The sequence below is a fragment of the Terrabacter sp. Root85 genome, assembly GCF_001429185.1.
Lineage (GTDB): Bacteria > Actinomycetota > Actinomycetes > Actinomycetales > Dermatophilaceae > Terrabacter.
Genome location: NZ_LMIW01000011.1, coordinates 248870 through 272388, shown reverse-complemented (window position 1 = coordinate 272388; position 23519 = coordinate 248870). Strand labels below are relative to the sequence as shown.

Annotated in this window: 18 protein-coding genes; 11 read left to right on the top strand and 7 right to left on the bottom strand. The window is 72.2% G+C overall.

Features of this window, described 5'->3' with window-relative positions; translation table 11 throughout:
- Positions 1–136: 136 nt before the first annotated feature.
- Together ASE25_RS17430 and ASE25_RS17425 are read right to left on the bottom strand one after the other, a co-directional pair.
- A complete protein-coding gene (locus ASE25_RS17430) occupies positions 137–3118 on the bottom strand; it encodes a DUF1116 domain-containing protein (RefSeq protein WP_056826818.1) in 2982 nt (993 codons plus the stop codon).
- Entirely contained in the window at positions 3111–4061 is a 951-nt protein-coding gene (locus ASE25_RS17425; RefSeq protein WP_056826817.1) for a DUF2877 domain-containing protein, read from the bottom strand. The genes ASE25_RS17430 and ASE25_RS17425 overlap by 8 nt, the downstream gene beginning before the upstream one ends.
- A 125-nt stretch (positions 4062–4186) precedes the next feature.
- Between ASE25_RS17425 and ASE25_RS17420 the strand changes: the two genes are divergently transcribed.
- The 7 genes from ASE25_RS17420 to ASE25_RS17390 all read left to right on the top strand — a co-directional run bounded on the left by ASE25_RS17420 (position 4187) and on the right by ASE25_RS17390 (position 13346).
- Positions 4187–5911, top strand: coding sequence for a helix-turn-helix domain-containing protein (locus tag ASE25_RS17420; RefSeq protein ID WP_235508732.1), 1725 nt, complete (start codon positions 4187–4189; stop codon positions 5909–5911).
- A 255-nt stretch (positions 5912–6166) separates the two neighbouring features.
- Positions 6167–7660, top strand: a complete 1494-nt coding sequence (locus tag ASE25_RS17415; RefSeq protein WP_082622949.1) for a uracil-xanthine permease family protein — start codon at positions 6167–6169, stop codon at positions 7658–7660.
- 146 nt (positions 7661–7806) lie between these two features.
- Positions 7807–8775 carry a xanthine dehydrogenase family protein subunit M gene (locus ASE25_RS17410; RefSeq protein ID WP_056826814.1) on the top strand — a complete coding sequence of 323 codons (969 nt, stop codon included), beginning with the start codon at positions 7807–7809 and terminating at the stop codon, positions 8773–8775.
- Positions 8772–9326: a (2Fe-2S)-binding protein gene (locus tag ASE25_RS17405; protein WP_056826813.1), complete on the top strand. Its 555-nt coding sequence runs from the start codon at positions 8772–8774 to the stop codon at positions 9324–9326. Before ASE25_RS17410 ends, ASE25_RS17405 begins: the two co-directional genes overlap by 4 nt.
- Positions 9323–11764, top strand: a complete 2442-nt coding sequence (gene cutA / locus ASE25_RS17400; RefSeq protein WP_056826812.1) for an aerobic carbon-monoxide dehydrogenase large subunit — start codon at positions 9323–9325, stop codon at positions 11762–11764. Before ASE25_RS17405 ends, cutA begins: the two co-directional genes overlap by 4 nt.
- Positions 11761–12420 carry a carbon monoxide dehydrogenase subunit G gene (locus tag ASE25_RS17395; RefSeq protein WP_056826811.1) on the top strand — a complete coding sequence of 220 codons (660 nt, stop codon included), beginning with the start codon at positions 11761–11763 and terminating at the stop codon, positions 12418–12420. The genes cutA and ASE25_RS17395 overlap by 4 nt, the downstream gene beginning before the upstream one ends.
- Positions 12421–12422: 2 nt before the next feature.
- Entirely contained in the window at positions 12423–13346 is a 924-nt protein-coding gene (locus tag ASE25_RS17390; RefSeq protein WP_056778372.1) for a carbon-nitrogen hydrolase family protein, read from the top strand.
- Between the two features lie 80 nt (positions 13347–13426).
- On the opposite strand, the gene ASE25_RS17385 is transcribed toward ASE25_RS17390, so the two are convergent.
- The 4 genes from ASE25_RS17385 to ASE25_RS17370 all read right to left on the bottom strand — a co-directional run bounded on the left by ASE25_RS17385 (position 13427) and on the right by ASE25_RS17370 (position 16820).
- Complete coding sequence (locus tag ASE25_RS17385) at positions 13427–13984, bottom strand: RDD family protein (RefSeq protein WP_082619924.1); 558 nt, start codon at positions 13982–13984, stop codon at positions 13427–13429.
- Positions 13985–13997: 13 nt separating this feature from the next.
- Positions 13998–15017, bottom strand: coding sequence for a hypothetical protein (locus ASE25_RS17380; RefSeq protein WP_056826810.1), 1020 nt, complete (start codon positions 15015–15017; stop codon positions 13998–14000).
- Between the two features lie 145 nt (positions 15018–15162).
- A complete protein-coding gene (locus ASE25_RS17375; RefSeq protein ID WP_369793505.1) occupies positions 15163–16356 on the bottom strand; it encodes an RNA polymerase sigma factor in 1194 nt (397 codons plus the stop codon).
- Between the two features lie 23 nt (positions 16357–16379).
- Positions 16380–16820 (bottom strand): YciI family protein, encoded by a 441-nt coding sequence (locus ASE25_RS17370; RefSeq protein ID WP_056778367.1) that lies wholly within the window; start codon positions 16818–16820, stop codon positions 16380–16382.
- Between the two features lie 210 nt (positions 16821–17030).
- Between ASE25_RS17370 and ASE25_RS17365 the strand changes: the two genes are divergently transcribed.
- From ASE25_RS17365 to ASE25_RS17355, 3 genes are read left to right on the top strand one after another with little or no spacing between them, the layout of a single operon-like run.
- A complete protein-coding gene (locus tag ASE25_RS17365) occupies positions 17031–19178 on the top strand; it encodes a hydantoinase/oxoprolinase family protein (protein WP_056826809.1) in 2148 nt (715 codons plus the stop codon).
- Between the two features lies 1 nt (position 19179).
- The gene (locus tag ASE25_RS17360) at positions 19180–21210 is read left to right on the top strand and encodes a hydantoinase B/oxoprolinase family protein (RefSeq protein WP_200959153.1); all 2031 of its coding nucleotides are present in this window, start codon (positions 19180–19182) and stop codon (positions 21208–21210) included.
- Positions 21211–21212: 2 nt separating this feature from the next.
- The gene (locus ASE25_RS17355; protein WP_056826808.1) at positions 21213–22049 is read left to right on the top strand and encodes an SDR family oxidoreductase; all 837 of its coding nucleotides are present in this window, start codon (positions 21213–21215) and stop codon (positions 22047–22049) included.
- A 22-nt stretch (positions 22050–22071) separates the two neighbouring features.
- Here ASE25_RS17355 and ASE25_RS17350 read toward each other — a convergent pair whose 3' ends face one another.
- Entirely contained in the window at positions 22072–22317 is a 246-nt protein-coding gene (locus tag ASE25_RS17350; RefSeq protein WP_056778362.1) for a hypothetical protein, read from the bottom strand.
- Between the two features lie 251 nt (positions 22318–22568).
- On the opposite strand from ASE25_RS17350, the gene arcC reads away from it, so the two are divergent.
- Positions 22569–23516, top strand: a complete 948-nt coding sequence (arcC, locus tag ASE25_RS17345; protein ID WP_056826807.1) for a carbamate kinase — start codon at positions 22569–22571, stop codon at positions 23514–23516.
- Positions 23517–23519 lie beyond the last annotated feature (3 nt).

Below are 23519 nucleotides of genomic sequence, written 5' to 3'. Positions count from 1 at the left end.
CCTGTCCACCCTAGGTCGCGCCGCCGACAGCGCCCCACTTCTTTTCTCCCACGGCAGATGCGTGTCGGGTCCGGAGGGAGGGTCGGGCCGCGCGGCCGACGACGACCGCGCGACCCGAGCTGAGGGGGCCGCTCCGTCAGCCCTCGCCCGCGGCCGCCGCGAGAGCAGTGAGGGCCTGGGTGAAGCACTGTTCGGGCGGGGTCACGAGACCGGCGCCGACCTGGCCCGTGCCCGCGACGCGACCGGCCATGCCGGTGTTGATCTGCGGCAGGATGCCGGTCCGCGCGACGGCGGCCACGTCGATGCCGGTCGGCGTGCCACGGAACTCGAGGATCGGCACCTGGTAGGCCGTGTGCTCGCCGACGGTGATCTCGTACATCGTCTGCGTGGCCCGCAGCGCGAAGGGCACGTCGCCCCCGACGAACTTCACGATCGCCGGCGCGGCGGCCATCGCGAAGCCGCCGATGCCGGCCGTCTCGGTGATCGCCGAGTCGCCGATGTCGGGGTTCGCGTCGTCCGGGCCGTAGGACCCGAGGAAGAGGCCCTCGGGCGTGTTGGCCGGACCCGTGAACCACGCGTCGCCGGTGCCCGACACGCGGATGCCGAAGTCGGTGCCGTTGCGCGCCATCGTCGTCACCACCGAGGATCCCGGGATGCCATGGGCGGCCAGGGTGCTCAGCTTGCAGGCCGGCATACCGAGGTTGAGGAAGAAGTGCTCGTTGGCACCGGAGAAACGCACGGCCTCCGCGATGTCGGTCGACGACGCGTCGGCCGTGATCATCGTCGGGAGCAGCTCGCGCAGGAGCATGAGCGATCCGGCGCGGTTGCGGTTGTGGCCCTCGTCGCCCATCTGGAGCATCTGGGCGATGATCGCCTTGACGTCGATCGGGCCCTGCTGCTCGACGCGGGTGCGCACGGCCTGCTGGAGGATCGGGCCGAGCACGGAGTTCATCCACCGCAGCCGGTCGATGACCTCGGGACCGTAGGCGCCGTAGCGCAGGACCTTGCCGAGCCCCTCGTTGAGCGAGCACCACGACGTGTTGTCGTGCACCTCGTCGCGCAGCTCGTAGACCCACATCGACGGGCTGATGACGCCGGCCATCGGGCCGACCGCGTCGCGGTGGTGGCACGGCTCCAGCGTGATGCCGTCGCCCTTCTCGAGCTTCGCCTCGGCCTCCTCGGCTGTGTCGGCGAGCCCCTCGAAGAGCATCGCGCCGATGAGCGCACCCTTGAGCGGCCCTGAGGCGCGGGCGAACTCGATGGGTGGCCCCGCGTGAAGGAAGGTGCCCCGCTCGAGCCCGAGCACCTCGTGGGCCGGACGGACGTCGACGAGGTCGGCACCTGCCGCGGTCATCCGGCGCAGTGCCTCGGCGTTGGCGGCGTCGCGGCGGGGGTCGGCCAGGACCCGACCGAGCTCGGCCGCCGTTCCCGCCATCGGCGGCTGCCACGAGGCCTCGGTCACCGAGACCGCCTGCGCCCGAAGGGCATCCGAGAAGAGCGAGACCCCGGCCGCTGCGACCGTGACGTCCGCTGCTAGCAGTCCGTGGAGCGGCTCGGCACCGACGTCGGTGGCCGTCCCGGCAACGGGGGCGTATGCCGTGTCGCCCGTCGCGCTCTCCGGTGCCGTCACGTCGTGGCCGAGAAGCTGCAGGGCGCGGCGCGTGGCTGCGGCGTTGGAGAGGAGGACGTCGGCGCCGGCGTCCGCGAGAGCCTGCGCCGACCGGTCGAGCCCCTGCGGGTCGGAGGTGGTGCCGGTGACCGAGACGACGACGGGCAGCTCACGACCGCTCGCGGCGGCGGTCTCGCGGGCAGCACGGACGGCGGCAGCGAGCTCCGGAGCGGGGTCCGCGTGCGCGCCGTGGCCGAGCACGAGATCGAGGAGGAGCACACCGCACGTCGGGTCGGCGGCCTCGACGGCGATGCGGTCGAGGCGCAGTGACGGGTCGATCATGGGGTGGGCGCGCCCGCGGGTCATCGTGTCGTCGCCGAAGTCGATGACGACATGGCCGGGGTCGCGCAGGTCGACGCCCAGGGCGAGCTCGGGCCGCAGCGGGATGTTGGAGCGGATGTCGCCGAGCACCGGACCCGCGACGAGCATCGCCTCGTCGGCGAGGGTGCCGCCGCAGAAGAGACCGCGCAGCGACCCGGAGGACGTCGTGGCCGATCGGGCGCCCGCGGCTTCCCACGTCGGCCAGACCGGCACGTCCGCGCCGACGGCGGTCAGCACCGACTCGACGGCCGCCGTGAGGTCCGGCCGCCCGGCCCCGAGCGTGGCCCAGTGGACCGGCTTGCCCAGCCCGGCGGCATACGCCTCCAGGTCGGCGAGCACCTCGGGAGCGGGAGGCTTGGAGACGACGACGAGCGACGTCGTCTCCGGGTCGGCGGCGAGCGCTGCGAGCGCCTGCTTCGTCGAGCGGGCGGCGACGGCGGACGACAGGTCGCGGCCACCGACGCCGAGGCAGTGGCTGATGCCGACACCTGCGGCGTCCAGGAGGCACATGACCTGCTGGGCGCCCGTGCCGGATGCCGCGACGAGGCCGACGGAGCCGGGTCGCACGACGTTGGCGAAGCCGAGGGCGACGCCACCGACGACGGCCGTGCCGCAGTCAGGCCCCATGACGAGCACGTCGGCAGCGGCGGCCGCGTCCTTGAGCCGCACCTCGTCCTCGACCGGGACGTTGTCGGAGAAGACCATGACCGACACCCCGGCGCGGACGGCGTCGAGCGCCTCGGTGACGGCGTGCTCCCCCGGCACCGAGACGAGCGCGAGGTCGGCGCCCGAGAGGCGGATCGCACCGCCGAGCGTGCGGGCCGTCGGCGCCTCGCCGAAGCCGGCGGACGCGCCTGCGGCAGAACGGCTCTGGGTGAGTGCGGACTCCAGCGCAGCCTGCCCGGCAGCGATGCCGGCCTCGTCACCGCGGATGGCGACGACGAGGTCGTTGGGCGCCGAGCCGGGCACGTCGAAGCCCATGCCGCGGATGACCTCGAGGTTGAGCTCGGTCGCCATCGCGACCTGCGCGGCCTCGACGCCGGGAGCGGCGGCGACCGTGCGTGAGACCTGCATGAGGGTCACGGAGTCGAAGTAGGCGCCGGTTCTCAGCTCGACGTGGTCAGCCACGGTGGAGTCCTTCCTGGGATTCGGGTCTTGGGGCAGGTCGGGGTTCGGGGCGGGGGACGGAATCGAGTGCGTCGACGGCGCGCAGCGCACCGCTGACTCCCGACAGGAGGTCGCGGCCGGAGGTGTGCCCGATGGCGAGCACCCGGTCGACGAGGCCGCCGACGTCGCTTCCCTCCGCTGGGTCAACCAACAGGTTCGACGGTGCGCCTGCCCGGCTCAGGCCCGGTGTGGCGCCGGCCGACCTGTTGGTTGACCCGGGTCCGGAGACCAGACGGGTCACGAGGCGCGCGACGTCCGGGACGGCATACCCCGCCCCCGCGGCAACGAGGAGCGCGGCCGACAGGCTCGTCGTCCACGGCAGCACCGAGCGGACGGCGGTGCGCACCGCCGACAGGGCGCGCCGGGCCGGCGGAGCATCGACCGCGGCCAGGGTGAGCAGGACGCCGCAGAGCGCGTCGTCGCCGCTCGGGGTCAGGCCGCGCCCGACGCCCACGAGTCCGCGGACCCCAGGGTCCGCCGAGCGGCCGGCGAGGGCCGCCGCGGCGAGGTCGTGGGCCAGGTCGCCGAGGACTCCGGGCTCGGGGAGCCAGCCGTCACCAGCGGATCCGCGCGGCGCGGGACGCACTCGCGCCGGCCGGAGCAGCCGGGCCGCGACGACGTCGGCGCGGGGCAGGCGCACCCGCCCCTCCCCGACGACGACGTGGGCGCCGGGCTCGACACCCCAGCGGATCTCGGACGACGGCAACGCGAGGCGGACGCCGATGGGCAGTGCGACGGCGTCGGAGGCGAGCACGGCGAGGACCCGCTCGTGGGCGCCGAGATCGAGGTAGAGGCACGTCGGGAAGGCGCTGAGCACGCGGCAGCGCCGCGGGGTTCCGGCCACCTCGCCCGCCACGAGAGGCGACACCGCAGCCGGCAGCAGCGTCAGGTCGAGGTCGTCCATCCCCGCGCGCACCTCCGTCGTGAGACCGCTGCCGTCCGTGCCGTCCAGGCCCGGACCGGCTCCGTGGCGCTCCGCCTGCCGCGGACCGCTGACGTGACGCTATCGACGGTGGGTAGGGTGCGCTCATGGTGAAAGTTGCCAACGATCCGCCCCTGCCCGAGGGTGACTTGCCAGCCGCGGGGCGCTCCGGCGAGCCCGAGCCCGAGGTGTCCGGCATCTCGCTCCGGCTCATCGCCGGTCTCGCCGCGGCGGCGCACGGCGTCGTCCGGGCCGAGGCCGCACGCCTCGACGTCAGCGTCGACAGCACGACGCCGCTCCGGTCCGCCCTGGGCGACGACGCCCCGGCCCGGCTGACCCACCGGCTCGTGCTCGCCGACGCGGCGGCCCTCGCGGAGCAGGACGGTGACGCAGCGTCGCTCGCCGCCACGGTCGCCGCCCTCGACACCGCCGGAGCCGCAGGGCTCGTCGTCTCCGGGCTGTCGGGCAAGCGACTCGCCGCCCTCGTCAAGGCCGCCGAGTCGACGGGCCTGCCGCTCATCGACGTCCCGCTCGACCACATCGCGACCTTCACGACCGACGTGCTGAGCGCCATGCTCGAGCACCAGACCGCGATCCTGCGCCGGCTCGAGGACGCCGACCGGGCCCTCGTGCAGATCGTCCTCGCCGGCGGCTCGCTCGACGACCTCTGCGAGCAGGTGGTCGGCTTCCTCGACGGCGCCGTGATGGTCACGACGACCGACGGCCGCGTCATCGCCCGCGCCGGTTCGCAGCGCGAGCTCGACAACGCGCTGTCCCTCGAGTGCTTCGACCGCACGGGGCGTCTGCTCACCGAGGCCGAGCCGATGGGCCCGCGCCCCGACGGCCCGACCGCCAACCGCTCTGCCGTACGCATCGTCGCCGGCCACCTCGACCACGGCGTCCTCATGGCGTTCTGCAGCCACCGGCACCTGACGGTCGACGACGTGCGGCTGCTCGAGCGAGCCGCGACGGTCGCCGCCCTCGCCATCACCAAGGACCAGGCCGTCTCGGCGGTCGAGAGCAAGTACCGCGCCGAGTTCCTCCGCGACGCTCTCGCCGGACGTGCCGGCTCCCCCGTCGACGCCGTCGCCCACGCCAGCTCGCTCGGCTGGGACATCGACCGGCCCATGGTCGTCGTCGTGGCCGAGACCGACGAGGACGACGACCGTTCGACCCGCGACGCCGACGAGGTGCGCTTCCTCCAGCAGCGCTTCGCCCGCGCCTGGACGCACGCCGTGGCGGTGCGCGACTCCCGTTCTCCCGTCATGGGATTCAGCCGCGAGGTGGTCGCCCTCATCGGCGTCCCCTCCGGCGCCGAGACCGAGCAGGTCATGCGGATCGTCGGCGAGTACGTCCGGGTCGTGCGGGGCGACGGCGGTGGCGGTCGACGCAGCTTCTCGGCCGGAGTCTCGCGACCCATCACCTCGGTCGCCGGCCTGCCCCAGGCATACGACGAGGCGCTCTCGGCCGTCACCGTCGGACGCCAGATGCACGGCGACGGCGCCACGACCCACGTCGACGGCCTCGGCATCTACCGCCTGCTCGCCCTCATCCCCGACGGCGCCGACCTGCGCCGCTTCGTCACCGAATCGCTGCGCGAGCTGGCCACCGACGACTCACCGGAGTACGCCGGCCTCCGCCAGACCCTGAGCATCCTCATCGACACGAACATGAACGTCGCCGAGACCGCGCGCCTGCTCTTCTTCCACTACAACACGCTGCGTTACCGCATCGGCAAGCTCGAGAAGATCCTCGGCCCGTTCACGACCGACGCCGACCTGCGCCTCACCCTCGCCCTTGCGCTCAAGATCCACCAGATGCGCGGCATCTGACCGTCACACCCCCTTGCGTATGCCGTGTCGCGCGGTTCGTGGAACACGGCACCCCGCGGGGTGTGAGCTTCCACGGCGGGAGCCGGCGGACCGCCGGGAACGGGGGTGACGGCATACGTCATCTCCTGCCAGAGGGGCTCCGTCGGCGTGTATCAACGTTTGACGAACGCAGTCCCCTGTCGTGGGAGTAGTTTTCGGCCATCCCGGAGTGGGACGTGACCCCCATCACCTCATGGGGCAACCATAGGAGTCGGAATGGCTTTGGGCTTGGGCTGGAAACTGCACGGGGACGGCAAGACGATGGGCCCCGACGACGTCGTGGCCCCTGACGAACGACTGGCGTGGGGCAGGACGGTCGGTCTGGGTGCGCAGCACGTCGTAGCGATGTTCGGGGCGACCTTCGTCTTCCCGCTGGTCATGGGTCTCAACGCCCAGCTCGCGATCATGATGAGCGGCATCGCGACGATCTGCTTCCTGCTCATCGTCAAGGGGAAGGTCCCGAGCTACCTCGGCACGTCGGCGAGCTTCGTCGGTGCGGTGGCGGCCATCCGCGCCCAGGGCGGCACCTCCGCCGACGTGACGGGCGCGATCCTCGTCGCCGGCGTCGTGCTCGCACTCGTCGGTGTGGCGATCCACTTCGCCGGGTCCGCGGTGCTGCACAAGGTGCTGCCGCCGGTCGTGACGGGCGCCGTCGTCATGCTCATCGGCTTCAACCTCGCGCCGGTCGTCGCCAGCATCTACTGGCCCCAGGACCAGTGGGTCGCGCTGCTCGTCATGGCGTTCACGATCATCTGCGCGGTCGCCTTCAAGGGCTTCGCGTCGCGCATCGCGGTCTTCCTCGCCCTGATCTTCGGCTACATCATCTCGTGGATCTTCGACAAGGTGTTCGGCCAGATCACGTCCTTCGACGCCGGCGCCGGCAAGGTCACGACGCACTTCCGCACGAACTTCGACAACCTCGCGAGCCAGCCCTGGTTCGGCCTCCCGCCGACGTCGACGACCGGAGCCGACGGCAAGGAGATCGTCGGCATCCACGCACCGTCGTTCTCGGTCGCCGCGATCCTGCTCGTCCTCCCGGCCGTCATCGCACTCATCGCGGAGAACACCGGCCACGTCAAGGCAGTCGCCGAGATGACGAAGTCGAACCTCGACCCCTACATGGGGCGCGCCATCGCGGCCGACGGCATCGGCACCGTCATCGCCAGCTCGGTCGGCGGCTCGCCGACGACGACGTATGCCGAGAACATCGGCGTCATGGCGGCCACCCGCGTCTACTCGACGGCGGCCTACTACGTTGCCGCGGTCGTCGCGATCATCTTCGGCCTCTCGCCGAAGTTCGGCGCGCTCGTGGCCTCTGTGCCGGGCGGCGTGCTCGGCGGCATCACCGTCGTGCTCTACGGCATGATCGGCCTGCTCGGCGCGAAGATCTGGAAGGAGAACGGGGTCGACTTCGGCAACCCGATCAACCTCGTGCCCATCGCGGCCGGCATCATCATCGGCATCGGCGGCGTCTCGCTCGTCTTCACGTCGGACTTCACGCTCGGTGGCATCGCGCTCGGCACGATCGTGACCATCGTGGCCTACCACGCGGCCCGCGCCCTCGCCCCGACAGACCTGCGTGAGCGAGCCGACGCCGCGAGCGGCACGATGATCTCGCTCGGCGAACGGGAAGGGGACTACGGCGACGGCGACGGCATCGACGACCTCTACCAGGACCGCCCGGGCGGACCGGACCTGCGGCGCCACTGACGCATCACGCACCACCGGCCTGTGGGCTCCCGATCTCGGATCGGGGGCCCACGGCCCGTTCAGGGCAGAAGTTGCCAAAAGCCCACGAGCAGCGATGCACAACCATCACTAGTCCCCAGCGGGGGTCGGAAGGCAGGATCAGTTCGGTGAAGCCCGCCCCCTTCGAGCACCACGCACCGCTCACCGTCGAGCAGGCCGTCTCCGTCCTCACCGAGGTCGGGCACGACGGCAAGGTCCTCGCGGGCGGCCAGAGTCTCATCCCCATCCTCAACATGCGCCTGGCCTCCCCGGCGCACCTCGTCGACATCAACCGCGTCGCCGGCCTCGACACCGTCGAGGTGACACCCGAGGCCGTACGCGTCGGCGCCCTCGTGCGCCACGCCGGGCTCGAGCGCTCCGCGGAGGCGTATGCCGCCCTCCCCCTCCTGCGCCAGGCGCTCGTCAACGTCGCCCACCCGGCCATCCGCAACCGCGGCACGACGGTCGGCTCCATCGCCCACGCCGACGCGGCCGGTGAGATGCCCGCGATCCTCGCCCTGACCGACGGGGTGGTCGAGGTGGCGGGCCCGTCCGGGTCGCGCGAGATCGCGTGGTCGGACTTCTTCCTCGGCGCCCTCGAGACGTCGCTCGCGGCCGAGGAGCTCGCCGTCGCGGTGCGCTTCGGCCGCTTCCCGGCCGGCACCGGCACCGCGTTCACCGAGGCGGCCCGGCGTCACGGCGACTACGCCATGGCCGGCGTCGGGGTGGCCTTGACGGTCGCCGACGGCGTCGTCTCCGGCGCCCGCGCCTCGTTCGTCTCCGTCACCGACGTGCCCTCGGTCCTCGACCTCGGACCGGCCCTCGACGGGGTCGAGCCGGGCTCGGGCGCGTGGGACGCGGCGCTCGACACCGCCGCCGAGGCGGTGCGCGGGCACGTCGACCCGGAGGGCGACATCCACGCGAGCGCCGACTACCGCCGCATGCTCGTCACCGAGCTGACCCGTCGGGTCCTCCCCCAGGCCGCCGACCGCGCCCGACGCCCCCCACCGAACGCTGCGTTCGGTAGCGAAAGCGCTGTTAGACCACTGAGTTCGCGACCGAACGCTGCGTTCGGTGAGGAAAGGGGAGGACGATGACCGACCTCGGATCTGATGTTGCCGGCATCACGGAGCGGCTCCACGACGTCACGGTCTCCGTGAACGGCGTACGTCGCTCCGCCGCCGTGCCCGCCCGCCGGCTGCTCTCGGACTTCCTGCGCCACGACCTCGAGCTGACCGGCACCCACGTCGGCTGCGAGCACGGCGTCTGCGGCGCCTGCACCGTCCTCGTCGACGGCCAGCCGATGCGCTCGTGCCTCATGTTCGCCGTCACGGCGCAGGACCACGCGATCACGACCGTCGAGGGCCTCTGCTCGGCGCCCGACGCGCGCGTCGCCCCGACCGGCGAGTCGATGAACCCGGTCCAGCAGGCCTTCGCCGAGTGTCACGGGCTCCAGTGCGGCTTCTGCACCCCGGGCTTCCTCACGACCGTCACGGCCTACCTCGAGGAGAACCCCTCACCGACGAGCGAGCAAGCACGAGAGGCGATCTCGGGCAACCTCTGCCGCTGCACCGGCTACCAGAACATCGTCAAGAGCGTCCTGCGCGCCGCCGAGATCAAGGTCGAGCGGGCGGAGGAGCAGGCGTGACGACCCAGATGTTCGGCGCGCCGATCAGGCGCAAGGAGGACCCTCGCCTCGTCACCGGCGGCGGCCGCTACCTCGACGACCTCGGCCACGACGCCCTCGCCGCCGCCTTCGTCCGCAGCCCGCACGCCCACGCCCGCATCGTCGACATCGACGCCTCCGAGGCGATCGAGGTCGAGGGCGTCGTCGGCATCTACGTCCACGAGGACCTCCCGGGCCGGGTCGGCGAGCCGCTGCCCCTGCTCATCCCGCACCCGACGCTGACCCACGGCCGCACCGGCTACGCCCTGGCCAAGGACGAGGTCAACCACGTCGGCGAGCCGATCGTCATGGTGGTCGCCACCGACCGCTACGTCGCCGAGGATGCCTGCCAGCGCATCCGCGTCACCTACGACCAGCTGCCCGTCGTCGTCGGCATCGAGGCCGCCCGCTCCGGCGAGCTGCTCGTGCACGACGACGTGCCCGACAACGTCGCGGCCCACATGCTCCAGGAGGTCGGCGACGTCGACGCCGCGATGGCCGCCGCCCCGCACACCCTGACGCTCGACCTCGACATCGAGCGCAGCGCGTGCATGCCCATGGAGGGCAAGGGCGTCTACGCCCGCTGGGACCGCGACCGCGGCGAGCTGCGGATGTACTCCTCGACCCAGACCTCGACCGGCGTGCGCGCCGCTGTCGCCGCCAAGCTCGACCTGCCGCTCGCGAAGGTCGAGTGCATCGCCCCCGACGTCGGCGGCGGCTTCGGCGTCAAGATCGTCCACCCGTGGCCCGAGGAGGTCCTCGTCCCGTGGGCCGCGATCCTCCTCGGCCGCCCGGTCAAGTGGGCCGAGGACCGGCGCGAGCACTTCATCAGCGCGGCGCACGAGCGCGGCCAGCTCCAGCGGGTCACCGTCGGCTTCGACGACGAGGGCCACCTGCTCGCCCTCGACGTCAAGCTCTGGCACGACAACGGCGCCTACACCCCCTACGGGATCATCGTCCCGATCATCACCTCGACCCAGCTGCTCGGCCCGTACAAGCCGGGGACCTACCGCTGCGAGTTCTGGTCGCTCTACACGAACACCGTTCTCGTGACGCCCTACCGGGGCGCCGGCCGCCCGCAGGGGTGCTTCGCCATGGAGCGCACGATGGACGCCATCGCCGACGAGCTCGGCCTCGACCGCGCCGAGGTGCGCTCGCGCAACTTCATCCTCCCGACCGAGATGCCGTGGGACCACGGCCTGCTCTTCCAGGACGGCCGCCCGCTCAAGTACGACTCGGGTGACTTCCCGGCCAGCCTCGCAAAGCTCAAGGACCTCGTCGGCTGGGACGACTTCGCCGACTACCGCCGCGAGGCCGAGGCCGAAGGCCGCAAGGTCGGGCTCGGCATCGGCTGCTACGTCGAGGGCACCGGCGTCGGTCCCTACGAGGGCGGCCACATCCAGATCGAGACGAGCGGCCGGGTCAACGTCTCGACGGGCCTGACGTCGCAGGGCCAGGGGCACGAGACCGTCTTCGCCCAGATCGTCGCCCAGGAGCTCGGCGTGCGCATGGAGGACGTCTACGTCACCACCGGCGACACCCGCAAGATGGCGTATGCCGTGGGCACCTTCGCGTCGCGCGCCGCGGTCATGAGCGGCAGCGCCATCGCCCTCGCCGCCCGCAACGTGCGGGCCAAGGCGCTGCGCATCGCCGCCGACGCCCTCGAGGTGTCGCCCGAGGACCTCGAGATCGTCGAGGGCACGGTGCGGGTCAAGGGTGCTCCGGCGACGTCGATGAGCCTCGGCACGGTGTCGGTGCTCTCCAACCCGCTCCGCTACGCGTTCGACGAGGCGGCCAAGGCCGCGACGCAGTTCGCCGGCACCTTCGACCCCGACAAGCCCCCCGTGGCCGACGACGAGGAGCCGGGCCTCGAGGGCAAGGACTTCTACTCCCCCACCCAGGCGACCTTCGCCAACGGCATGCACGCAGCCATCGTCGAGACCGACCCGGTCACGGCCGAGATCAAGATCCTGCGCTACTGCGTCATCCACGACTGCGGCACGATGATCAACCCGATGATCGTCGAGGGCCAGGTCCACGGTGGCGTCGCCCAGGGTGTCGGCGGCGCGCTCTACGAGCGGATGGCCTACGACGAGTCGGGGCAGCTGCTCAACGCGAGCTTCATGGACTTCCTCATGCCCTACGCGTCCGAGGTGCCGACCATAGAGGCCGACCACCTCGAGACCCCGTCGCCGCTGAACCCCTTGGGCATCAAGGGCGCCGGCGAGGCGGGCTGCATCCCCGTGTCCGCCGTCATCGCGTCGGCCATCGAGGACGCCGAGGGCTTCCCGATCACCCGGATGCCGATCTCGCCCTACGACCTCTGGGAGCTGCGCCGCCGCCACGCGGACGGCGAGATCCCGTCCCTGCACCGCACGACCCGCACGACGCACCCGTCATCGAAGGAGCCGACCGCATGAAGATCACCGGATCCGCCACCCTCGCGGCCGACCCGCAGCAGGTGTGGGACGCCTTCCACGACCCGGCCGTGCTCGCGCGCTGCCTGCCGGGCTGCGAGCGCCTCACCGAGCTCGCCCCCGACCACTACGCCATGACCGTGACGGCGGGTGTCGCCGCCATCAAGGGCACCTACGACGGCGAGGTGTCCCTGCGCGACCCGCAGCACCCCGGCTCCTTCACCATGAAGGCCTCGGGTGCGGGCGCGCCCGGCACCGTCGACGCCGACGTCGTGGTGCGGCTCGCACCGTCGAGCGCCGGTGGCACCGACCTGACCTACGACGCGGACGCGTCCGTGGGAGGCGTCATCGGCGGCGTCGGCCAGCGCATGCTCGCCGGCGTCACGAAGAAGATGGCGGGCCAGTTCTTCTCGGCCGTCGACGCCGACATCTCGGGCGTCCGCCCCGCCACCCCGAGCGCCCCCGCGGCCCTCACGCCGACCGCGGCACCCGGCATACCTGCTGGCGCTGCGGCGCCCGGCACCCCGGTGTCGTATGCCGGTCGGCCGGCTCCCACGGGGTCGTTCGCCGGGCGCGAGTACGCCCTCGGCGTCGTCACCGGCGGGGCCGTCGCTCTCGTCGGTGTCCTCCTCGGCTGGGCGATGGGTCGGAGGAACTGACGATGCGTGCCTTCACCGCCGCGGCCGTCCAGGTCGCCCCCGTCCCGGCCCCCCTCAGCGCCGAGACCATCCGGGCCAACCTCGACGCGTGCGTCGACATGACGCGGCAGTGTGTCGCAGCCACCGGGGCCGAGCTCGTCGTGCTCCCGGAGACCGCGACGACGGGCTTCACCCCGGGCTGCTCCAAGGAGGAGCTCTGGGACCTCGTCACCGAGCTGCCCGGACCGATGGTCGAGCCGATCCAGGCCGTGGCCCGTGAGCTCGGCGTGCACGTCTGCGTCGGCACCTACGAGCGCGGGCCCGAGCGTGGCGTCGTCTACAACTCCTCGGTGCTCGTCGGCCCCTCGGGTGAGGTCCTGGGGATCTATCGCAAGACGCACCCGTTCTGCTCCGAGATCGTCAGCGGCGGCGGCTGGGTCACGCCGGGCGACACCGTGACGGTGTGCGACACCGAGCTCGGCCGCATCGGCATGATCATCTGCTTCGACGGCGACTACCCCGAGCTCTCGCGCATCCAGGCGGTCCAGGGGGCCGAGGTGATCTGTCGGCCGTCGGCGCTGCTGCGCTCCGCCGACATCTGGGACCTCACGTCGCGCGCGCGTGCCTACGACAACCACGTCTACGTCATCGGGGCCAACGCCGTCGGTGCCGACCCCGCGGGTGTGCTCTACTTCGGCAACTCGCACATCGTGACGCCGATCGGCCACATCGTGGCCAAGGCTGCGACGCACCCGGGTTGGGTCTCGGCCCGGCTCGACCCGGCCGACGCGCTCTCGTCGCTGACCCCGGGGTCCAACGTCGGGCAGGCGTTCGACCACCTGCGCGACCGCAACCTCGACCTCATCCGCAACCACCGGGCCGAGCTCGAGGGCGTCGCCGAGACGTCGTTCCCGCACGCCCCGATCCACCGCGGCGACGCCGGCTGACCTCCGGCGGCGACCCGGCGCCGATCCGGCGCCGATCCGGCGGCGAGGAACCGACGACCGTTGGTACGCGCCGTCGGGGCTCAGTCCTCCGGGGGCAGCACGATCGCCCGTGGGGTCGACGTGGGCTCGTGACCCCGGCCTGCGTTGGACGTCCAGTCGTAGACGACGGACGTGCGCAGCAGGATGTCCGGTAGCGACCGGTTCTCGCGGCTGACGACGACCCAGAAGAGGACGATCGGGAACATGACGCACGCCGCGGCACGCAAGAAGGCCCGTGCGAGACCGATCGTGCGCCCGCCGTCGTCGACGACCCGAAGGCCGAGCAGGCGGTTGCCGAAGGTGCGGCCCGTCGTGGCCCACGCGACGGTGAGGTATGCCGTGAGCAGCCCGAGCACGAGCAGGAGCAGTCGCAGGCCGCCGGGGTCGGGGAAGTGGAAGGACTGCGGACCGAGCAGGAAGATCGTGCCCGCCCACGCGGCATACATGAGGGCGACGCCGAGGAGGGCGACGACGAGGTCGACGGCTCCGGCGGCCACCCGCGTGACGATGCCGGCGCGGTGCCCCTGGACCGAACGGGCCGGGCCGGGCAGGACGATCCGGGACACCGGGTCCCGGCCGGGGCGCGACGGTGACGTCATGGCGCCGCGCCGTTCATCCGGCTGACCCGGGGATCACGGGTCGGGTGGCGATCTCGGTGGCAGGAACGCCCGGACCCGGCGCCCTCGGCCTGCGCCGGAGCATCCGGTCGACGACGTGCGCGACGCGCTCGTCGGCCCCGACGCCCTGCCAGCGCACCTCGCGCATGCCCTCTGAGGCCATGGCCCCGGACGAGCTCTGGATGATGCCGGGGAGGTCGATCTCCTCGACGACGTACTCGGCGAGGCCGATGAGATCGAGTCTGCCCACGACGGCGTCGAGGTCCAGCCGCTGTGCGACGGCGTTGACGTCGACCCGGTCCAGGATCGCGTCGAGGTCGATGCGGGCGGCGATGGCGTCGATGTCGACCCGGCCGACGATCGCGTCGATGTCCACACCCGAGACGGCACGGTCGAGGTCCACCCGGGCGACGATCCCGTCGATGTCGAGCCGCTCGATGACCGCCCCGATGTCGACCCTGGACACCGCCCGGTCGAGGTCCACCCGGGCGACGATCCCGTCGATGTCGAGCCGCTCGACGATGGCGTCGACGTCGACCCGGGAGACGATCGCGTCGATGTCGACCCGAGAGACGATGGCGTCGATGTCGACCCGAGAGACGGCACGGTCGAGGTCCACGGTGCTCACGACCGCGTCGAGGTCGACGTGGTCGACGACGATGTCGGTGAGGTCCACGACGTCGAGCACTGCCTCGACGACGGCCGCGGCCACCCGTTGGGCCGTCACCTCGACGCGTCGACCCAGCTCGCCCCGTCGCGAGTGCCCACGACGGAGCAGCTCCTGCGACCAGTCCGCGCGCCGAAGCTTGGAGCCCAGGTCGGTCAGGGCCGCGGTCAGCGGAGCCTTGACGACGGCCGTGACCAGCGTCGGTGGCCGGATCGCCTCGACGACGCGGCCGACGGTCTCGACCCCGACCGCGGCCAGACCGAGCACCAGCTCGGCGAGGTCCGAGGCCGTGAGCGGCTCATAGCGCACGACGGTCTCGTCCGTCCCGCCTGCCGTGGTCTCGTCCATGCCTCGTCCTCACGCCTCGGTGCGCCGTGACCCGCGCGGCCGGCGCCGTTGACTCGTTCCGTGTCCAGCATGCGTCCGACTGCCCGCCACCGGCATCACCCCCGACGAGTGAAGGGCCGCCGCCCCGGTCCCCAGCCGCGGTGGCTCACGGCTGGGGCGAGCGCAGTCGAGCGGCTCGGGCGGCGAGGTGCCGACGCTCCGCCTCGTTCGTCGCGGTCGCCGCCGCGCGGTCGAGCAGGTCGGCAGCCGGGCCCGCGTCGCCCGCCATCTCGAGCAGCTGCCCGCGCACCGCGAGCCAGCGGTGCGTCGTGCCCAGCCGGTCCTCGACCTCGTCGACGACAGCGAGGGCAGCCTCCGGGCCCTGCGCCATGGCCACCGCCACGGCCCGGTTGAGCGTGACCACCGGGTTGCCGGTGACCTGCTCGAGCAGCACGTAGAGCGAGAGGATCTCGTCCCAGTCGGTGTCCGCGGCGGTCGGCGCCCGGTCGTGGACCGCGGCGATGGCGGCCTGCAGCTGGTACTCCCCGACGGCCCCGAGCGCCATGGCCCGGCCGAGCAGGTCGAGCCCCTCGGCCACGAGCGAGACGTCCCACCTCGAGCGGTCCTGGTCGGGCAACGGCACGAGCGCTCCCGAGGCGTCGCTGCGCGCCGGGGTGCGCGCCTCGAGCAGCAGCATGAGCGACAGCAGGCCCAGGGCCTCGGGGTGGTCGGGAGACCCGTCGACGAGCATCCGCGTCAGCCGGATCGCTTCGCGGGACAGTGAGGTCCGCTGCAGCGTGTCGCCGTGGGTGCTCGCGTAGCCCTCGTTGAAGACGAGGTAGAGGACGTGGAGCACGGAGCGGGCACGCTCCTCGCGGTCAGCACCGGACGGCATACGAAAGCCTGCGCCGGAGGCGCGGATCGTGGCCTTGGCGCGGCTGATCCGCTGTGCCATCGTCGCCTCCGGCACGAGGAAGGCCTGGGCGATCTCGGCGGTCGTCAGACCGCCGACGGCGCGCAGCGTCAGCGCGATCGCCGAGGCCGGGGTCAGCGACGGGTGGCAGCAGAGGAAGAGGACCGTGAGGCTGTCGTCGTGGTCGACGGCGTCGTGTGCCGGGACCTCCCAGGCGATGACGCGCGCCTCGCGCTCGCGCCGGGCCGCGTCACTGCGCCACAGGTCCACGAGCCGCCGCGAGGCGGTCGTGACGAGCCAGGCACGCGGCTCGTCCGGAAGCCCGTCGACGGGCCAGCGCCGGGCTGCGACGAGCAGTGCCTCCTGGACGGCGTCCTCGGCGGAGTCGAAGTCGCCGAACCGGCGGCTGACGATGCCGACGACCTGCGGCGCGAGCGTGCGCAGCAGGTCGTCGACGGCGGGTGCAGAGGTCAGCGGGTGCCGCCCGCGGTGCGCAGGAAGGCGTCCATCTCGTCGGTGTTCGCGGGCGCCTCCTCCATGACCTGGCGCACGTGGATCGGCTGCCGGGTGGGCACGCCACCGCGCCCCGGCACCGCCGACATGAGCGACGCGATCTCGAGGGCGCGCTCCTCCGAGTCGACCTCGACGACCTGGAAGCCGGCGAGCCACTCCTTGAACTCCTGGAACGGTCCGTCGGTGACGACCGGCGCCGCGCCGTCGGACCGGACGATCTTGGCGAGGTCGGGGCCCGTGAGGATCGTCGACGAGACGAGCTCGCCGTTGGCCTCGAGCTCGCCGACGAGCCGCTCGTAGTAGTCGAGGTGGGCCTGGACCTCCGCCGGGGTCCAGTCGGACATCGGGGCCGGGTCGTCGCCGGCCTGGAAGTCCACGCCGATGAGGTACTTCGCCATGTCTCACTCGCTCCTTCGTCGTGTCGTGCCAGCGTGGCACGCTCACCCGGAGGACGGAGCGGAGGGCTCGCCCTCGACATCGACGCGGCCGTCAGGTCGGTTCTGGCGAGGGTTGGGCGAAGGGTTGGGCGAGGGTTGGCGCGGAACCGGGCAGGTGTTGGCAGCATGTGCCAACGCCCCGGGAGGCGTCGCGCCGGTTGAATCCTCACCATGACAGCAGGCACCGCCGCACGCCGCCGGATCCGCATCGGCATCGACACCGGTGGCACGTTCACCGACGTCGTCGCGCTCGACGAGGACTCGGGCGAGCTCGTCACGACGAAGACGCCCTCGACGCCGAGCAACCCTGCCGACGGCTTCCTCGCCGGCGTCCGCAAGGTCCTCGACCTCATGGAGGCGAGCGGTGACGACATCAGCGCCGTCTCGCACGGCACGACCGTCGCGACGAACAAGCTCCTCGAGGGCAAGGTCGAGGCGCTCGGCTTCATCACGACGGAGGGTTACGAGTTCATCCTCGAGATCGCCCGCCAGGCGGTCCCCGACGGCTACGGCAACTCCTACTTCTGGGTCAAGCCCGCCCGCATCGTGCCGGCCGACTACGTCAAGACGGTCGGGGGCCGCTTCGACTTCGAGGGCAACGAGATCCGCCCGTTCGACGAGGAGCGCGCCGTCACGGTCGCCCGCTGGTTCAAGGAGCGCGGCATCACGACGATCGGCGTGTGCTTCCTGCACTCCTACGCCGACGACAGCCACGAGCTCGCGATGCGTGAGGTGCTCCGTCGCGAGCACCCGGACGCCGTCGTGTCGATCAGCTCGGAGGTGCTGCGCGAGTACCGCGAGTACGAGCGGTCGATGACGACCCTCGTCGACGCCGCGGTCAAGCCCAACGTGTCTCGCTACGTCGCGAACATCCACCACCGGCTCGACGAGTTCGTCGGCAGCACCGAGAAGCTGCCCTTCTACATCATGAAGTCCAACGGCGGCGTGCTCTCCGCCGACGAGGTCGTGCACCAGCCGATCACGACGGTCCTCTCGGGTCCGGCCGCCGGGGCGCTCGGCGCCGGCCTCATCGCCGGTCGGGCCGGCTTCGACAAGGTCCTCACGTGCGACGGCGGTGGCACCTCGACCGACGTGTCCGTCGTCCTCGCGGGCGAGCCGACCCTGACGACCGAGGGCACGGTCGGCGCCTACCCGAGCAAGATCCCGATGATCGACGTCGTCACTGTCGGGGCGGGCGGCGGCTCCATCGCGTGGATCTCCCCCGAGGGCTCGCTCAAGGTCGGCCCGCAGTCCGCGGGCGCCGACCCCGGTCCCCTCTGCTACGCCAAGGGCGGCACCGAGCCGACGATCACCGACGCCCACGTGACGCTCGGACGCATCCCCCCGCACCTGCTCGGCGGCGAGATCCCCCTCGACGTCGAGGCGGCCCGCACCGGCGTCGCCGCACTCGCGGACCGCCTGGGCCTCGACTTCGAGCGCTGCGCGACCGGCATCCTCGAGATCTCCGCGTGGAACCAGGCCAACGCGCTGCGCCAGGTTTCGGTCAAGCGCGGTCTCGACGTGCGCGACTTCATGCTCGCGACGTTCGGTGGCTCGGGATCGCTGCTCGCGTGCCGCCTCGTCGACATCCTCGGCCTCGCCGGCGTCGTCGTCCCGCAGAACCCCGGCAACGTCTCCGCCTTCGGCCTGCTCACCGTCGACGTCAAGAACGACTACGTCCAGACGTCCGTCGCGCGCCACCACGCGCTCGACCACGCCGCCGTGCAGAAGACCTTCGACGACCTCACCGCGAAGGCCGCGAGCGCCCTCGACGGCGAGGGCTTCGCGCGCGAGAGCCACCGCTACACGCGCACCGTCGACCTGCGCTACTTCGGCCAGGCCTACGAGGTCCGTGTCGCCGCGCCCGAGGGAGAGGTCGACGAGGCGTATGCCGCGGGCGTCGCCTCGCGCTTCCACGACGAGCACCGGGCGCTCTACGGCTACGACTTCCGGAACGACCCGACGCAGCAGGTCGAGTGGGTCAACCTCCGCGTCACGGGTGTCGGCCCGATCACGCGCCCGGAGCTGCGTGACCTCGCGCCGTCGGAGGGCGCGGCCGACGTCCGCGAGCGGGCCCACCGCAGCGTGCGCCCGGTCTGCTTCGACGCCGACGCCGGCTACGTCGACACGGACGTCTGGTGGCGACCCGACCTGCTCGCCGGCGACACGGTCGAGGGCCCAGCGGTCATCGAGGAGTTCGGATCGACGGTCCCGGTGCACCCCGGCTTCGTCGTCCGTGTCGACACGCTCGGCAACCTCGTCATCACCCGGTCCACCGCCGCGCCGACGACCACCTCGACGACCACCCCGGAGGCCTGACATGTGCTTCTCCTGCCAGACCGCGGCCACCCGGCTCGCCCCCGTCGACGCCGCCACCGGCTCGCAGCACCCTGAGGTCTCGGCCGCCCACGACGGCGCGGCGGTGAACCCTGCGGGGCTCCCCACGGCATACGAGCACGGCAACCGCCTGACCCCCGAGGGCACGACCGTCGACCCGATCCTCGTCGAGATCGTCGAGGGCACGCTCGCGAGCGTCGAGATGGAGGTCGAGACGGCCATTGCCCGCACGTCACGCTCCCCCATGATCCGCGACGCCCACGACTTCCGCGCCGGCATCCACGACCGCCAGCTGCGCAAGCTGACGGGTCGCTCGTACAGCGCGCTCGTGCACCCGATCGCGCGCGACTTCCCGCTCGACGAGATGAGCGAGGGCGACGTCTTCTTCCACAACGACGTCTACGAGTCGGAGGGCGGCATCGGCCACCTCCCGGACCTCTGCGTCACCGTGCCGGTCTTCTCCGGCGGAGAGGTCGTCGCCTTCGTCCAGGCGTTCGGCCACCACGACGACATCGGTGGCGCCGTCCCCGGCTCGATGCCGAGCAACGCCCAGACGGTCTTCGAGGAGGGCCTCTCGGTCCCGCCGATCAAGCTGTGGGACAAGGGAGTTCCGAACCAGGCGGCGCTGCGCATCATGACGCGCAACAGCCGCATGCCCGACAGCCTCGCTGCGGACCTCGACGCCGAGTGCTCGGCCTGCCTCATGGGAGCCCGTCGCCTCGGCGAGCTCTTCGAGCGTTACGGCCGGGACACGATCGAGGCCGCCTTCGACGCGATCCTCGACAAGACGACCGAGACCTACCGCCGCGAGATCCTCAGCAAGATCCCCGACGGCACGTACGTCTGGGAGGACTACGCCGAGCACGACGGGGTCGACGAGCCGAAGCTGCACACGCAGCGGATCACCCTGACCAAGCAGTCGACCGGCGGCCCCGGCCCCGGTGACGGCGGCCCCAAGCTGATCATCGACTTCACCGGCACGGCGCCGCAGGCCAAGGGCCCGATCAACCACTGCGGCGACTACGTCGGCGGCAACTTCCTCAAGAAGTGGCTCGCGCCCATCCTGCGCAACCTCGCCGACACCCCCGAGCGGATGGCCGAGCTCGACGTCAACGAGGGCATCGTGCCGCTCATCGAGATGAAGTTCCCCGAGAAGGGCACGCTCCTCACGCCGATCTACCCCGCGCCGACGAACGCCCGCACCTTCGTCATCCTGCGCCTGCTCGGCGTCCTCGCCGGCGTCGTCGCCAAGGCCGTCGACGGCAAGATGCCGGCCGACCAGGAGACGATCCGCTACACCGGCGTCTACGGCAAGGACCGCGACGGCAACGACTACCTCATGCGTGAGGTGCTCGGTGGCGGCTCCGGTGGGCGCTACTACGCCGACGGCGAGGACACGATCCACGTCGTGCCCGACAGCCGCAACCTGCCGACCGAGTTCACCGAGAGCCGGTTCCCGTTCATCGTCGAGCGGCTCGGCCTCGCCGTCGACTCCGGCGGCGCCGGGCGGCACCGCGGTGGCCTCGGCTACGAGAAGCACATCCGGATGCTCAAGGACGCCCACTTCATGTCGATCGCCGACCGGTCGATCCTCGCCTGCTGGGGCGTCAAGGGCGGCAAGGCCGGTCGTCCCTTCGAGGTCACCGTCGACGTGGGCGGTCCGGAGGAGCGCACCGTCGACGCCCTCGCCGACGCCGAGGTCGTCAAGGCCGGCCAGGTCATCCGCATCCGGACCACGGGTGGCGGCGGCTGGGGCGACCCGCTCGACCGGCCCTACGCCGAGGTGGAGCGCGACCTGCGCTGGGGCAAGGTCTCCTTCGAGGGCGCGCGCCGCGACTTCGGCGTCGTCGCCACCGGAGACCTCGACGAGCCCGTCATCGACGCCGCCGCCTCGGATGCCTTGCGCGAGCAGCTGCGCGGCGACCGCGCGGCCGAGCAGCCCTTCTTCGACCGCGGCCCCGGCTACGCGACGCTCGCCGCCGGACAGACTGCGGCAGATGTCGACTGGGTCTGACCGTGACGACGGTCCTCGTGATCGGCGCGGCCGGCAAGACCGGCCGCGCCGTCACGCGCTCCCTCACGTCACACGGCGTCACCGTGCGCGCTGCCGTGCGATCGCCGGAGCGGGCCGAGACAGCGTATGCCGCTGGGGCCCGGTCGATCTCGGTCGTTGACCTCGGCTCCGGGCTCGGTCTCGACGACGCCGTCGACGGGGTCGACGGCGTCTATCACTTGGCGCCCAACGTCCACCCCGACGAGGTCGCCATCGCCGACCGCGTCGCCGGTGCTGCAGTTCGGGCCGGCGTGGCCCGATTCGTGTTCCACTCGGTGCTGCACCCGCACGACCCGTCGATGCCGCACCATCTGCGCAAGGCGGAGGCCGAGAAGGTCGTGCGCACCCACCTGCCGGGGGCCACGGTGCTCCGCCCGGCGGCATACCACCAGAACCTCGTCGATGCGGCCCACGCCGGCCGGATCGCGGTCCCCTACTCGCTCGACACCCCGTTCACGAACGTCGACCTCGACGACGTGGCCGAGGTCGCTGCGACGGTGCTGGCCCGCCCCGGGCACGAGGGCGTCACCTACGACCTCGCCGGGCCCGAGGTGCTCTCGGTGCGCGAGCAGGCGCACGTCGCCGCCGACGTGCTCGGGCACCCCGTCGAGGCCGTCCGCGTGGAGCTCGCGGAGTGGGTGGCCGGGCCCGGCGCCTCGCTCACGCCCCAGGCGTGCGACGACCTGCTGGCGATGTTCGCCTCCTACGACCGCGGCGGTCTCGTGGGCGAGGCCGCTCCCCTGCGCCGGTTGCTCGGCCGCGAGCCGCGCTCGTGGGCCGACGTCCTCACGCACACCTGACCGTCGCCGGACCGTCCGCCGCTCAGTCGATGTCGCGTTCCTCGATGGTCTGTCGGACGGTGTTGGTCGGGGTCGTCGCGCCGCTGGGGCGCTCCTCGCGGGTGATGATGCGCTTGCGGCGGGTGCCCTTGCTCCCGTGCCAGATGAGCGCCGCGCCCGCGATCATGAGGATGACGCCGACGATGGGCAGGCTGATGACGGACGTGTTGGCCCGCACCGCGAAGGTCAGGATGGCCCCCACGACGGCGAGCAGGACTCCGACTCCCACGGTCCCCCACCTCTCGGTTCGGTCGGCGGCGCCCCGGACGGCGCCCCCTCGGACATTATGTTCCTCGTACCCGCCCGACCGGTATGCCGGGCGTGGTTCGTGACGGCGCCCACCCGCCGGCTCGGCACTTTCGCGCGCTGCACCCGACGGCATACATCTGCCAATGTCGGGGGTCGCGTTGGGCAGGAGGTGACAACGCGCCCGCTCGGCCGCGCTCCCTAGGCTCACGCCATGACGACCGAGGACGCGCCGTGAGGGTGCTCGTGGCGCTGGGCGGCAACGCCATGACCGGGCCCGACGGCAGCGCGGCTCCCCAGGCCCAGCGCGAGGCCATCGCCACCGCGAGCCACCACCTCGCCGAGCTCGTCGCCGCCGGGCACGAGGTCGTCATCACCCACGGCAACGGGCCACAGGTGGGCAACCTCCTCGTCAAGAACGAGCTCGCCGCGAGCGTCGTGCCGCCGGTGCCGCTCGACTGGTGCGGCGCGCAGACGCAGGGGACCATCGGCTTCACGCTGCTCGACACCCTCGAGGCCGCCTTCGCCGCCCGTGGCCTCGAGCGTCGCGTCGCTGCGATCATCACCCGCACGCTCGTCGACGCCGACGACCCCGGCTTCACGCACCCGACGAAGCCGATCGGACGTTTCCTCCCGCGCGAGCAGGCGCAGACGCTCATCGACCACGGCGAGCGCTGGGAGGACCGCGGCGAGAAGGGCTGGCGCCGCGTCGTCGCCTCGCCCCAGCCCGTCGAGGTCCTCGAGACGCACACGCTGCACACGCTCCTCGCCGCCGGTTACGTCGTCGTCACGGCCGGCGGCGGTGGCATCCCCGTCGTCCGCGCCGACGACGGCAGCGTCCACGGCGTCGAGGCCGTCATCGACAAGGACCTCACGGCGGCGCTGCTCGCGCGCGCCGTCGACGCCGACGTCCTCGTCATCGCCACCGACGTCGCGCACGCCGTCGCCGGCTGGGGCACCCCCGAGGCCCACGACATCGAGCACGTCACGCTCGAGCAGATGGAGGCGTATGCCGCCGCCGGCCACTTCGCGTCCGGCTCGATGGGCCCCAAGGTCGAGGCCGCCCTGCGCTTCGTCCGGTCGGGCGGGTCGCGATCGATCATCACGGCCCTCGACCAGCTCGCCGCCGCCGTCGACGGCCACGTCGGCACCGTCATCGAAAACCCTGAAAGAGAAAGGTGATTC

What these genes read in the sequence shown, in the direction of transcription:
- ASE25_RS17425 (WP_056826817.1), bottom strand. Translation starts at nt 4,061, where the DNA reads ATGGACGACCTCGACCTGACGCTGCTGCCGGCTGCGGTGTCGCCTCTC.
- ASE25_RS17420 (WP_235508732.1), top strand. Translation starts at nt 4,187, where the DNA reads ATGGTGAAAGTTGCCAACGATCCGCCCCTGCCCGAGGGTGACTTGCCA.
- ASE25_RS17415 (WP_082622949.1), top strand. Translation starts at nt 6,167, where the DNA reads ATGGCTTTGGGCTTGGGCTGGAAACTGCACGGGGACGGCAAGACGATG.
- ASE25_RS17405 (WP_056826813.1), top strand. Translation starts at nt 8,772, where the DNA reads ATGACCGACCTCGGATCTGATGTTGCCGGCATCACGGAGCGGCTCCAC.
- ASE25_RS17395 (WP_056826811.1), top strand. Translation starts at nt 11,761, where the DNA reads ATGAAGATCACCGGATCCGCCACCCTCGCGGCCGACCCGCAGCAGGTG.
- ASE25_RS17390 (WP_056778372.1), top strand. Translation starts at nt 12,423, where the DNA reads ATGCGTGCCTTCACCGCCGCGGCCGTCCAGGTCGCCCCCGTCCCGGCC.
- ASE25_RS17385 (WP_082619924.1), bottom strand. Translation starts at nt 13,984, where the DNA reads ATGACGTCACCGTCGCGCCCCGGCCGGGACCCGGTGTCCCGGATCGTC.
- ASE25_RS17380 (WP_056826810.1), bottom strand. Translation starts at nt 15,017, where the DNA reads ATGGACGAGACCACGGCAGGCGGGACGGACGAGACCGTCGTGCGCTAT.
- ASE25_RS17370 (WP_056778367.1), bottom strand. Translation starts at nt 16,820, where the DNA reads ATGGCGAAGTACCTCATCGGCGTGGACTTCCAGGCCGGCGACGACCCG.
- ASE25_RS17365 (WP_056826809.1), top strand. Translation starts at nt 17,031, where the DNA reads ATGACAGCAGGCACCGCCGCACGCCGCCGGATCCGCATCGGCATCGAC.
- ASE25_RS17360 (WP_200959153.1), top strand. Translation starts at nt 19,180, where the DNA reads ATGTGCTTCTCCTGCCAGACCGCGGCCACCCGGCTCGCCCCCGTCGAC.